This window comes from Porphyromonas asaccharolytica DSM 20707 (genome assembly GCF_000212375.1).
Lineage (GTDB): Bacteria > Bacteroidota > Bacteroidia > Bacteroidales > Porphyromonadaceae > Porphyromonas > Porphyromonas asaccharolytica.
Genome location: NC_015501.1, coordinates 723341 through 735395, shown reverse-complemented (window position 1 = coordinate 735395; position 12055 = coordinate 723341). Strand labels below are relative to the sequence as shown.

Annotated in this window: 9 protein-coding genes, 2 tRNA genes and 2 pseudogenes; 8 read left to right on the top strand and 5 right to left on the bottom strand. The window is 49.5% G+C overall.

Annotation, left to right across the window (positions count from 1 at the left end; all coding sequences use genetic code 11):
• Window positions 1-50: 50 nt before the first annotated feature.
• From PORAS_RS02950 to PORAS_RS02940, 3 genes are read left to right on the top strand one after another with little or no spacing between them, the layout of a single operon-like run.
• Window positions 51-1691 (top strand): hypothetical protein, encoded by a 1641-nt coding sequence (locus PORAS_RS02950; RefSeq protein WP_013760131.1) that lies wholly within the window; start codon window positions 51-53, stop codon window positions 1689-1691.
• 36 nt (window positions 1692-1727) lie between these two features.
• Window positions 1728-2408, top strand: coding sequence for a nicotinate (nicotinamide) nucleotide adenylyltransferase (nadD, locus tag PORAS_RS02945; protein ID WP_013760130.1), 681 nt, complete (start codon window positions 1728-1730; stop codon window positions 2406-2408).
• On the top strand, window positions 2398-2781 hold the full coding sequence (locus tag PORAS_RS02940; RefSeq protein WP_013760129.1) for a hypothetical protein: 384 nt from the start codon (window positions 2398-2400) through the stop codon (window positions 2779-2781). Before nadD ends, PORAS_RS02940 begins: the two co-directional genes overlap by 11 nt.
• Window positions 2782-2895: 114 nt before the next feature.
• Here PORAS_RS02940 and PORAS_RS02935 read toward each other — a convergent pair.
• The 3 genes and pseudogenes from PORAS_RS02935 to PORAS_RS02925 all read right to left on the bottom strand — a co-directional run.
• Window positions 2896-3138 (bottom strand): annotated as a pseudogene (locus PORAS_RS02935) (PcfJ domain-containing protein); the annotation flags it as partial.
• A gap of 228 nt (window positions 3139-3366) precedes the next feature.
• Window positions 3367-4980: a M56 family metallopeptidase gene (locus PORAS_RS02930; protein ID WP_013760128.1), complete on the bottom strand. Its 1614-nt coding sequence runs from the start codon at window positions 4978-4980 to the stop codon at window positions 3367-3369.
• 5 nt (window positions 4981-4985) lie between these two features.
• Entirely contained in the window at window positions 4986-5360 is a 375-nt protein-coding gene (locus PORAS_RS02925) for a BlaI/MecI/CopY family transcriptional regulator (RefSeq protein ID WP_013760127.1), read from the bottom strand.
• Between the two features lie 122 nt (window positions 5361-5482).
• Between PORAS_RS02925 and PORAS_RS08730 the strand changes: the two are divergent.
• Window positions 5483-5716 (top strand): annotated as a pseudogene (locus PORAS_RS08730) (transposase); the annotation flags it as partial.
• 143 nt (window positions 5717-5859) lie between these two features.
• Here PORAS_RS08730 and PORAS_RS02920 read toward each other — a convergent pair.
• Together PORAS_RS02920 and PORAS_RS02915 are read right to left on the bottom strand one after the other, a co-directional pair.
• Window positions 5860-5933, bottom strand: a tRNA-Asn gene (locus PORAS_RS02920).
• Window positions 5934-5973: 40 nt separating this feature from the next.
• Window positions 5974-6047, bottom strand: a tRNA-Asn gene (locus tag PORAS_RS02915).
• Window positions 6048-6492: 445 nt separating this feature from the next.
• Here PORAS_RS02915 and PORAS_RS02910 point away from each other — a divergent pair.
• From PORAS_RS02910 to PORAS_RS02895, 4 genes are all read left to right on the top strand, one after another.
• On the top strand, window positions 6493-8661 hold the full coding sequence (locus PORAS_RS02910; protein WP_013760126.1) for a TonB-dependent receptor: 2169 nt from the start codon (window positions 6493-6495) through the stop codon (window positions 8659-8661).
• A 234-nt stretch (window positions 8662-8895) separates the two neighbouring features.
• Window positions 8896-9291 (top strand): rhodanese-like domain-containing protein, encoded by a 396-nt coding sequence (locus PORAS_RS02905; protein ID WP_013760125.1) that lies wholly within the window; start codon window positions 8896-8898, stop codon window positions 9289-9291.
• A 554-nt stretch (window positions 9292-9845) separates the two neighbouring features.
• Window positions 9846-10901 (top strand): asparaginase, encoded by a 1056-nt coding sequence (locus PORAS_RS02900; RefSeq protein ID WP_013760124.1) that lies wholly within the window; start codon window positions 9846-9848, stop codon window positions 10899-10901.
• The gene (locus tag PORAS_RS02895) at window positions 10898-11707 is read left to right on the top strand and encodes an MBL fold metallo-hydrolase (RefSeq protein WP_004330793.1); all 810 of its coding nucleotides are present in this window, start codon (window positions 10898-10900) and stop codon (window positions 11705-11707) included. The genes PORAS_RS02900 and PORAS_RS02895 overlap by 4 nt, the downstream gene beginning before the upstream one ends.
• The last annotated feature ends 348 nt before the right edge of the window (window positions 11708-12055 follow it).

The following is a 12055-nucleotide window of genomic DNA, read 5'->3' as shown; positions in this document are numbered from 1 at the left end:
TAGCGATATCGGACGGACTTTCTTATCTTTGCACCACATAGCCATACATTATGACCCAATCATCGCTTCCCAATAGAGCTGTCTACAACGAGCCAACTCGTTCTGACGAGGGCACACGACCGACCTTCTCGCAGATCCTCCGTCTGATCCTCAAGCAGTGGTACTGGTTCGTGCTCTCTTTCGTACTCTTCGTCGTACTCGGCAAGATCGTCGCTGACCATCGTCCCCTAGGGCGCCAGACGTACTACATGCAGCTCTCCTCACGAGAGCCTCACGAGCTGACGAATCCGATGATGACTCTGAGCGACTCAACGTTCAAGACCTCCCCCTGGACTCCTGAGTACATCGCTACGCTGCTCAATACGACGACAGCGGTCGTAGAGGCGGGAAGGCGTATTAACTTTCAGGTGGACTACTTTGTCAAGACACCCTGGGGGATGCGTGACTACTACAACCAGACGCCTATCATCGTACACTTTGACGATCTACTCCCGACAGACAAGGTGCATTGTATCGCTAAGCTTGATGATCCCGTTCACCCGCAGCAGGTCACGCTAAGCGGATTCTTGGGTACTGCGCAGGGGATATCTATTAACGAGCCATACGATGTCGTCATCCCTGTCGGCTCTACTCAGGAGACTCCTGTGGGGCATGTCTCCATAACCTTGGATAACCCCAAGCATCACTTCCCCTATCACATCGATCAGAAACATAAGAAGATAGCACTCTCCTACTCTACGCTTCAGGACATACGAGCCGTCTATGAGACAGAGATGCAAGTGACGATGAAAAAGGCGGATCTGCCCCTCTCCTCGGTCATGCGTGTCGAGATGCTCTCCAATCGCTCCGAGCGTCGCTGCCTAGACCTCCTCTACCAGATGTACCTCGTCACAGATAGCTTAGGATGGGTCGAGCAGCTGAGCGATGAGGGCGTGACAGACTCACTAGGGCAATTCGCAGGGACTGTACCACCCGCAGGACTTTCGCCTTTTAGGCTTATTGATGAGCCACGCATAGCTAAAGATCTAGAGCCAGACCTATTTATCATCGCTGGTATGGGACTCTTGGGTCTACTCCTACCGCTGCTCTTGATGTACATCTACTGGGCTATACGAGGAGTCATCTACTATGTCTCCGAGTTACCCAGTCTCCTACGTCATCGTCTCACACTAGACCTGAAGCGAGGTCGTAAGGGCAAGAAGCCCCTTTATCCTAACCTTGAAGAACTGTGCGCCCTCGTCATGCCACCGCAAGGCGAGCCACGCACCATACAGCTCGCTACGCCCAATAGCACGAAGTATCACGACCAGCTCCTAGCGGAGCTACAGCAAGCCTTAGAGCAGAGAGGCATCTCCTGCGCTGTGTGGCACTTAGACTTAGCAGAGCAAAAAGCCGTTAGCAAGACGCCTAGTGACGTCTACCACACTACGCTCACACCTGGTCTGATAAGCTCTACAGCCTTCCAGCAGCAACTCAAGCAGCTACAGACGCAGCACCAGCTCACGATCATCGCTTCCCCAGCACTCATGGAGGATCCGACCGCTTATCTCCTCTCTAGTAGCGTGGAGCAGAGCCTTTACTGCATCTATCGTGGTAGTACGAGAGTTAGAGCCATCAAGCGTATCGTCCATCAGCTACAGATCAGACAGCTGCTAGACCGCTCCCGCATAGAGATCCTTTGGATTGAGTAGCTAAGCATAACTACCCTACTTTTTATCACTCAGACTATGACTCCTGACGGTAAAGACTCTAGGGACAAGACTCTCGACCTGACCCATCTACGTCCTGCAGCATCGGACGTTAGCGGGACTGTCGGACTCTTTGGGGGGAGCTTCGACCCGCTTCACATCGGGCACCTGGCTCTCTGTGACTACATCTTGGCTTATCCAGAGCTGTCAGGGCTAACTCAAATATGGTTTATGCCTACCCCGCAAAACCCGCTCAAGGAGTATGGCCCCACGCTACCCTACACGCTGCGCTGTCGCATGATCGAGCAGGCTATTCAGTCCGATCATCGCTACGAGTTATGCACGATCGAGTCTATGCTCCCTGAGCCACACTACACGCTAGAGACGCTCACCGCTCTAGAGGAGCATTACCCGCACTGCTCCTTTAGTCTCATCATCGGTGCTGACAGCCTAGCCTCGCTCTCCCAGTGGTATCGCCACGGAGAGCTCATGGATCGTGTGCCACTCGTAGTCTATCCGCGGAGCGGGTACGACCTCTCCCAGCTAGTCAAGCAGTACCCCACAGCTCAGATACGACTGCTCAGCAAGGCTCCTCAGATAGAGATCTCCTCCACAGCCATCCGTCAGGCGCTCCACGAAGGGCGCGACCTGCGCCACTGGCTTCCTCAGCCTGCACTGTACGACACACTCTCTAAAATGACTACTCCTTATGAACGATGACCGAATGGTACAACTAGCCTCCTATCAGGTCGAAGAGGAGGCGCTCGATCTCCTCGATCTGCTCTCTGATCACGGCATACCAGCCACCATACGCAATAGTTACAGCGCACGGATGCTCAGCGCATTCGTTGACGTAGGCGGCTTCATCGTCGAGGTGCCAGAGAGTGCCCGCCCGCAGGTACAAGAGCTTATCGACAGTGGCGAGCTCGTCCTACCCGACCAGAGCGATGAGCCTACGACACGTCTCACACAGTGGGTCACTAGACTACCACTCCCAGCTCAATGGTCTCTGGAGAAGCGGCTCACCATGCTCCTCCTCCTACTCGTCGCCATCGGGATCATCATCGCTCTCATAGTCCTCATCGTCTCATAACGATGGTCCATTAAGGCAGTAGCCTACGGAATCAAGCAAAAAAAGAAGCCCCCGAAAGTGTTGCCGTCTGTCGGCACCCTTTTGGGGGCTTTTGTTATTAGGAAATGAAGATGTTTAAGCAGTGGCTTTTATTCTCTGCCTTATCAGCTGATGATTGGCATTGACAAGGCTCACAATTTGGTCGTGGTATGAGCTGTTTTGGTTGCACACACCACGGCTCTGTATTACTTGTAGTGTGTCAAGAGAGACCTCTATCGTCTCTATTCGCTTGCCCTCAATAGTAGCCGAAAGGATAAGCGAGTTCTCTTTGAGATAGTACTCATTTGAAAATAGGCAGTGATGCAATTCAGCACCTTCGTCTATATAGAGAATGTTGCGCGAAGTGCTATTCTCGCACATATGATTCATCAAATGTGCTAAGACTTTGAACGAAGGATGAGATGCCAGGCGCTGAGGGCAAGGTGCACGTAGGGCACCAGGCACACACAAAAGGATAAGGGTGATGGGAGCGTACTAGCGTACGTGACCGAGCCCGAATTCCAAAAGCAACGAAGCAGATCGCCTTCGTGCAACAGTCTCTTAAAGTTATTTGGTTGGTGCTGGGGTAGACCTAGGGAGCTTGAAACTGACAGGGATGGTAAAGCGGGCTCTTGCTGGCTGGCCATCCTGCATACCTGGCTTCCAATTGGGCATCGCATTGACCACTCTTAGCGCCTCGTTGTCTAGTGACTCATCTATGCCCCTAAAGACTTTGGCATTGGAGACGGAGCCATCCTTCTCAATCACGAATGAGATCATCACACGTCCCTCAATCTTGCCATCAACTGCCTCCTTTGGATACTGGATATTTTGGCTAAGCCACTCCATCATTGCCTTTCCTCCTCCTGGGAATTCAGGCATATTATCTAGGTCCTCAAAGACCTTTTCCTTAACTTCTGCAGATTGTTGGGTTTTGAAGCTGATTGGAACAAAGAAGCGGGCTCTTGCCGGTTGTCCATCTTGCATGCCTGGGTTCCACTTAGGCATGGCATTGATCACTCTTAGCGCCTCCTTGTCTAGTAACTCGTGGACACTTTTCTTTACCTCGACATTGGAGATAGAGCCATCCTTTTCGACAATAAATGAGACGATTACACGCCCCTCGATATTGCCGTCTACAGCATTCTTTGGGTATTGCATATTTTGGCTGATCCACTGCATCATTGCCTTTCCACCTCCTGGAAATTCAGGTAGTACATCTAGCTTTTCAAAGACCTTGTCTTCGGTTGGTGGCGGAGCCACCTCTGTGATGGTGCTTGCTTGGGCTTGCTTGATGGTGACCATCTGAGTACCGAGTGCCAAGAAGGCAAGTACTGGAAGGGCCGAAAGTGCGTAAACTACGGCTAGTTTCTTGTTGGTTCTGTTCTTGCTGTTCATCATTACGATTCGTTTCTTTAGGTTTTGCATAGAAAATGAGAGCGAGGGTAGCTCTACCTTTCGGCCTAGTGTACACTCCAGTAACTGGTACTGGTAGGTCTTTCGGTCTCTTCCCTCTCGCAACACCCCTTGGTCTGCTAGGTACTCAAGGTTAGTGCGCAGTTGTTGGAGCAATCCCCACGCACATGGATTCCACCACTGTAAGGGCTGCAGCACCGTACTAATGATGATATCCCAATAGTGCTTCTGCCTGATGTGCTCCAGCTCATGCGACAGAATAGTGGGTGTGATATCGCTTTGTGATAATGACTTGGGGATAAAGATCGCCCTGCCAATCGTGAAGGGGGCTAGCTCTTCATCTACCTCATAAAGTGTGGCGTTGTGACTGAGCTCGCGCTTCGTGGAAGTACGGCATAATCTATAGAGTTTGTACCCGCCAGAGGTGAGCCAGATGAGCGTACTTGCTGCACCAATAGCCCAAGTTGCCATCAGCACTCTGGTCCAGTCAATAGTGTTTCTCTTTGTAGCAGGTGCAGTGATGGTTGGTTCCTCCTCTATCACAATGGTGAAACTGGGGAGTAGCTTGTCTTGTGCCTCCTCTACCTCCCTTTTTGGTACTGCTAAAGAGAGCAGAGGGAGCAAAAGGCTAAAAACGATGGCGATAAGGTAATACCACCGCTTGGCTCGGAGTAGGGTGCTTTTGCGGAGCAATACCACTCCGAGGAGATAAAAGAGAGCAATCCCTATCCCCGACAGCCCTAGATATTTCAACCAAATCATCATACCACTTACTCCTCTTCAATTAGTTTCAGAATCTCTGAGATCTCCTCCTTGCTTACCTTCTCCTCCTGTGCAAAGTGCTGCACCAGACTTTTGTACGAGCCTTTGAAGAAGTTGGCAACAATGTATTTGATGGTCTTGTCGGTGTACTCCTCCAGGCTTACCAAAGGGGCATAGAGGTGTCCACGTCGCTTCCCCGTACGAGTAACATACCCTTTGCTCTCCAGTTTATTGACCACCGAAGCCACCGTGGTGTAGGGAGTATCCGAATGCTCCATCAGGGGGATAGCATCGCTTATCTCTCCCTCTCCAATATGCCATAGTGCACGCATAAAATCCTCCTCGAGAGGAGATAGTCCGTTTAGAAAGTTTGGCTCACTCATATTGTTGTTATCTACGATCAATGTCCTTTCTACGATTTATTCGTAGCAAAGTTACGACAATTTCGTAGATAAACAAACTTTCGCCCAATATTTTTATCCCACATCGCTAGAAGTGGCTCGAACAAGCAGACGATTCGGGTGTTAGGCATATCAAACAAATCGCTAAAACCATCCGGCTCTATCAATGGGGCATTCTAAATTGGTATGATCACCCCATTTCCAATGGAGTGGTCGAAGGGATCAATAACAAGATCAAAGTCCTCAAAAGGATTGCCTACGGATACAGAGATGTGGACTACTTTCAACTAAGACTTTATGCTCTCCACGATCAGGTCATCACACAAAATCTCGGATGAACAAAAAAAAAGAATCTCCTTCCGAATCCACTACTACGGATATTCGGGAGGAGATTTCTTTTGTTAACCACAAATATGAAGGCTCAAAAGACAACAGCTTTCTCTCAAGCCAAAAAACAAAACAACTCAGTGTAGCAACGCTGCGCTCCCTCTTGGGCTTGAACCAAGGACCCCCTGATTAACAGTCAGATGCTCTAACCAACTGAGCTAAGGAAGCAGTACGAGACTTAACAGCCTCACTGATGATCCACTCGTTGCGCTCCCTCTTGGGCTTGAACCAAGGACCCCCTGATTAACAGTCAGATGCTCTAACCAACTGAGCTAAGGAAGCGTTTCAAATGTGAGTGCAAAGGTAATACATTTCTCCAATACGTGCAAGTAGTCACACCACTAGATTGCGAGAAATCTATCGCAAGTCCGACCAAGGCGTTGAAGTATAGACATTTGCAGGGCATACAACTCTAGCATTCATCGACATTGTTTTTTACTACAACGACTGCTATAGTTTGGACGTTTTTCGTTAGCTTGCCCCGAACGACTGGGGGGAGTAAGTGATTAGCCCCCAAACTCATGCCCCCTTGTGGGGCGAACAAGTGGAAGTAGCTGTATTAATACACGAAGCCTCAAACGCAAGAGTACACTTCGCACATCATACTCAAAATACACACATATGGGTATTTCATATAATAGTGTAGTTTATGAACTTTGTAGCCGAATGAAGGAGTGGAGTCCAAATTGATCGTTTCTCCAAAATACACTAACAATATATTAATATCATGAGATATTTAGGACTAAACAGATGGGTACGCTACGTGGCCCTTTCTCTATTAATATCTACCTCCATAGGCCTTACAGCCATGGCTCAAAATGAGGTGCAGGATGAAGTCAAACTCGATGAAGTGGTCGTGACTGCTCAAAGAACCCCAGAAGTGAAAAGTCAATCGGCGACGTCCATCTCAATTGTAACACGAAAGGAACTAGCGGAGCTCAATAAGACTATGCCAGACATGCAGGCTATCGTAGGCTTTTTGGTGCCAGGGATGGCCTCTACTGGCAATACGACTAGTGAGCGCTCCAACACTTTGAGAGGAAGAAGTGTACTAGTACTGATTGATGGCATTCCACAAACAACCCCTCTACGGGCAACAAGCCGTGACCTTCGGACCATTGACCCAACGGCTGTAGAGCGAATTGAGGTGATCAAAGGTGCGACCGCACTTTATGGCAATGGAGCAAATGGTGGTATCATCAATATCGTGACGCGTAAGAACAGAAATGATAAGCCTTTCGGCGGTCAGTCTTACATAGCAATGCAGGATCACTCTTTGCTTAGCAATAAGACACAGTCATTTGGCTACCGTCTCAATCAGCAGCTCTATGGCAAGCTAGGAGGTTTTGACTACCTGGTTAATGGAGTGATCGGACAGACGGGTAGCTCGGTAGATGGAGATGGCGTATACCTCTCTCCTAGATATGGGCTAGGCGACACCCGCACATACAATGCCCTAGCAAAGGTCGGTTATCAAATAAGCGAGACAGCACGTATTGAGGGAATGTACAACTTCTTTAGGACCGTACAAAACAGTCCGCTCATTGCTAGTGGTGGTAAATACCTGGAAAGCCCACGCATCGGAATTAAAGGTGATCGGCCAAAAGAAGCAATCCCAGAGGGGATGGCGTACAATCACAATGCTTACATACGCTACACGCATCAAAACATCTTCAGCGGGACGAACTTTGAGGCGACCCTCCAGGGCCGTGCACTAAAGGTCGTGACAGACTACCGGATACATAATGAGAAGAAGCCTCGCTGGGAAGGCACTAGCGGGCAGGCAACCATTGAGGCAAAGCAGATCGGAGCAAAAGCTCAGCTTGACTCCAAACTCCCTCTGAGTGAGCAAGTATTTACAAAGCTCCTGTATGGGATAGACTTCACAATGGATCGTACTGGACAGCCTCTTGTAGACGGACGTTATTGGGTGCCAGAGATGACAGCTCTTAACTTCGGGCCATTTGTGCAAACCAAAACCACTATCGGCGACCTTCTCAACATCAAGGTTGGGGCAAGGTATGATCGCATCGACGTACACGTGCCAGACTATGAAGTCCTTCCAAAGAAGGCGGGCGTTGAGCGGACTAAGGTCCAAGGCGGTGTGCTGCCTTACAACAATCTATCCTTAAATGGTGGTGTAACCTTGAATAAGTGGAGAGTGTTCCAACCATTTTTAGCTTACTCTCAAGGCTTCTCTATATATGACCTAGGGCGCACCCTGCGCGATGCCAAGAGTGATGTGCTGAGCAAAATAGAGACTTCGCCTGTTAAGACTCACAATGCCGAAATAGGTTTTTACTCCACCGTTAGAGGACTCTTTGGAGAGGCTTCAAGGTTAGAGACTTCTGGCGCAGTATTCTACACCTATGCAGCACTTGGTAGTGACCTTAAAAGTGTAGATGGATTCTGGGTGGTAGATCGCTCACCCCAACGTATCCTAGGTGGAGAGCTATCAATGGATGCTACCATCAATAGACAGTGGCAGACGGGCGTTGGGTTCTCCATGATGGAGGGGAAGAAGTACGTTGATGGCTCTTGGGACCACTATATGAGTGGCCAGTCTATCCCTCCAATGAAGATTACAGCATATATCAATTGCCGCCCAACGAAACATAGCTATATACGCCTATATGGTATGTATACTGGAGCAAGGGACCGCTTTGCCACAAACGAAAAAGGAAAATATGCTGAGGGCGAAGGCAAGGTAACACCTGTCACCTTATTGCATCTCAATGCAGGGCTTACGGTAGATAAGTTTACCTACACATTGGGCATAGAGAACTTACTCAACACCACCTACTACACGGTCCAGTCTCAATTAGTAGCAAGAGATAACGAGTATACTCATGGTAATGGTCGTGTGATCAATCTCTCCATGACTTATAGATTTTAACTACTAGGAAGACCAACTATCCTCCTTGTAGCAGCTAGCGGTGCGACCTTGGATATACAAAAGTCTGAGGTCGCACCAATTACTCTTTGGGTTACAGTCTAGAATTAAATCACATAAAAATCGCTCTCTAGGGCAACACTTTGCTGTTCGAGCCGTTATATCAGTATCAATAGAGACTGTTGATTTCGCAACAGTCTCCAATAGGCAGTTTGGCCATAACAACACATTATATATATGACACGTACACTTTACTACTGCATCATTATGGGAGTACTATCAATGCTAATAGGATCATGCCATGCATCAGAGGGGATCAAATCGGTAGATTCAGCTACCTTCAAAGCGGAAATAAGTAGTGCCGCCGTACAGCTACTTGATGTACGCACAGCAGATGAATTTGCCAAAGGTCATCTCGAGAAGGCCATCAACATAGATGTGCATGAGTCACACTTCACTCAACTAGTCAAAGCGAGATTCGACAAGAGTCAGCCCATATACCTCTATTGTCGGTCGGGCAAGAGGAGCATGATGGCGGCCCAGCTACTGGTAAAGGAAGGATACCAAATCGTTAATCTCAAGGATGGAATCCTCGGATGGATGGATGCTGGCTATCCTGTGTCTCAAGAGTAACCCTGCTCTCCGATCCCTAATTTCTAATCTCTAACTTCTAACCTCTAATCTCTAGTTACATATCTTTACAGGGGAATTCGTCCGATTCTCTCCTTTCTCGAATATCCACGTGGAAAATCTCAAATCTCCACGTGGATATTTTTTATTTTCCACGTAGGCGTCATTCATTTCCTCCGAAGTTTCATTTGATTCCTCCGAAGAATTTTTTCTTTCCTACGTGGGAAAGAAAAAATCTCCACGTGGAGATTTGGAAATATCCACGTGGAGATCACTTTTCCCCAACACAGCCCCCGCATCGATATGTATTCGGATCTAAATTATTGCAACGCGCCGGCGTTGAGTTTGCCCAGCCAGGGCTGACGCATCATAATAACCCATTCAAGAGCTACACATTAGCGACAACCTAGAAGTCGAGAAGTCGATGAGCTCATTGTATATAATGCGTCAACCCTGGGCAAAATCTAGTTCGATCCATCGCAAAGGGAAATATCCGTATCTTTGTAAGCGCAGAAAAAAACTGCCCATAGGCTTGACTGAAGACTTATTCCTCCTCCATGACTACAGATAGAGATACGACCACCACCCTACCCCACCTGAAGGTTATCTACACAGGCGGGACCATCGGGATGGTACAAGATATAGAGACCGGTGCGCTCAAAGCATTCCAATTTGACTACCTACGGGAGCATGTGCCAGAGCTTGATCAGCTCCACTGCACTTTCGACATAGAGCAGTGCGACCCGCCCATAGACTCGTCGGCTATCACGCCCGAGCTTTGGGTCTGGCTAGGAGAGATGATCCAGCGGGAGATGCATGAGTATGATGGCTTCGTCATACTACATGGCACGGACACGATGGCTTACACCGCCTCTGCGCTGAGCTTTATGCTACAAGGGCTAGACAGACCCGTCATCTTGACCGGCTCTCAACTACCCATAGGGCGGTTGCGGACGGATGGTAAGGAAAATCTGATCACAGCCTTTGAGATTGCCTTGGCTAGACGTGCTGATGGCTCCCCGATGATCCCCGAAGTGGCCGTTTACTTCGAGGACGACCTCTACCGTGGCAATCGCACGCTCAAGTATAGTGCCGAGCACTTTGAGGCCTTTGCCTCGCCCAACTATCCGCACCTGGCCTTCGCTGGGATCGATATCAAGTATAGCCCGAGTGCTATCGGCTTTGACGAGCCTGCTCTATCGCAAGCGTGGCGACCCGCCTTCGATGGGCACGTAGTGGTACTCAAGCTGTTCCCCGGACTCTCAGCCTCGCTCCTAGATCATATCCTACACACGCCAGACCTCAGAGGAGTGGTACTAGAGACCTTCGGCAGTGGCAATGCCCCAACGAGCGAAGCTTTTCTCTCTGCTATAAAAGGAGCTGTGGCACGTGGCATCACGATCGTTAATGTGACGCAGTGCTACTCCGGATCGGTCGTCATGGGGCGCTACGAGACAGGCAACGTGCTTAGCCAGACGGGCGTCATCGGGGGTAGTGACATGACTACCGAGAGTGCTACCACAAAGCTTATGTACCTTCTAGCGCAAGATCTATCTCCCGAGGAGGTGGCGCATCTGATGCAAGTCTCTCTACGTGGCGAGCTGACCATATGATACGATTTATGAGCCTAGCGAGTGGTAGCACGGGAAACTGCTACTACCTCGAGCACGACGGGCAGGGGCTCCTCATAGATGCGGGCATAGCACTCTATGATATCAAGACTGGTCTAGAGCAAGCGGCTCTCTCGCTAGAGCACGATGTGCAGGCAATCCTCTTGACACACAATCATGCCGACCATGCACGCACTGTGGGCAAGCTGGCCAATCGCTACGGTCTACCTGTCTATGCAACTCATCCAGTGCAATGCGGGCTAGACTATATGAGAGGCATGGAGCGCATCAAGCACGATAGACGCTATGCGATCGAGCCGGAGGTGCCCTTTGAACTGATCGGACTGGTGGTAACCCCATTCTCCGTACCTCACGATAGTGCAGACAATGTGGGGTACCATATCTCTTCGGAGGATGGTTTTTCCTTTACCCTAGCGACAGACATAGGTCATCTGACCCCAACGATAGAGTACTACGCTAGCCTGGCGCACCATCTGGTGCTGGAGTCCAACTACGATCCCGAGATGCTCCGAATTGGTAAGTACCCGCCCTTCCTCAAGAAGCGAATCAGTGGACCTCTAGGGCACCTAAGCAATGATGAGTCAGTAGAGTTCCTCTGTCGTATCTGGAAACCGACGATGCGCAATGTCTTCCTCTGCCACCTCAGCAAGGAGAACAACCACCCCGAGCTAGTCCGCAAGACCTTCGACATACGTCTCTTCTCTGAGGGGATCCGTGTCGGCAAGGATGTCTACGTCACACCTCTGCAGCGCAACCACTGCAGTCCGATGTACCTACTAGAGACCTAGAGCGGGAGAGGAGCCTGAGCGTAGCATCGAGTCGCTAGCGTCTGACAAGTCAGGACAGCAAGGACGAATCTTTTACTCTTTTTCGTCTTCCCAATTAAACCTTCTCATAAGTAGGTCCTCTAAGGAAACAGAAAAACCCGCACGATGTGCAGGTCTCGGAAGTAAAATAAATGTATTGCGTGGTGACACGCACTGTGCCTGCCTTTGGATTTAAGCTTTTTACGAGGGCGCTATGGGCACCAGAAAGAAGGCACAAATGTTTTTATCGATATGGTTGTTCCCCTGTGCCTTCTTTCTTTTTTTCGTATCTTTGGAATCACCAATCGCACCACAGTGTGGAAGGTTGGT

Coding starts and splice junctions, on each gene's coding strand:
- PORAS_RS02950 (WP_013760131.1), top strand. CDS start 51: ATGACCCAATCATCGCTTCCCAATAGAGCTGTCTACAACGAGCCAACT.
- nadD (WP_013760130.1), top strand. CDS start 1,728: ATGACTCCTGACGGTAAAGACTCTAGGGACAAGACTCTCGACCTGACC.
- PORAS_RS02940 (WP_013760129.1), top strand. CDS start 2,398: ATGAACGATGACCGAATGGTACAACTAGCCTCCTATCAGGTCGAAGAG.
- PORAS_RS02930 (WP_013760128.1), bottom strand. CDS start 4,980: ATGATGATTTGGTTGAAATATCTAGGGCTGTCGGGGATAGGGATTGCT.
- PORAS_RS02925 (WP_013760127.1), bottom strand. CDS start 5,360: ATGAGTGAGCCAAACTTTCTAAACGGACTATCTCCTCTCGAGGAGGAT.
- PORAS_RS02910 (WP_013760126.1), top strand. CDS start 6,493: ATGAGATATTTAGGACTAAACAGATGGGTACGCTACGTGGCCCTTTCT.
- PORAS_RS02905 (WP_013760125.1), top strand. CDS start 8,896: ATGACACGTACACTTTACTACTGCATCATTATGGGAGTACTATCAATG.
- PORAS_RS02900 (WP_013760124.1), top strand. CDS start 9,846: ATGACTACAGATAGAGATACGACCACCACCCTACCCCACCTGAAGGTT.
- PORAS_RS02895 (WP_004330793.1), top strand. CDS start 10,898: ATGATACGATTTATGAGCCTAGCGAGTGGTAGCACGGGAAACTGCTAC.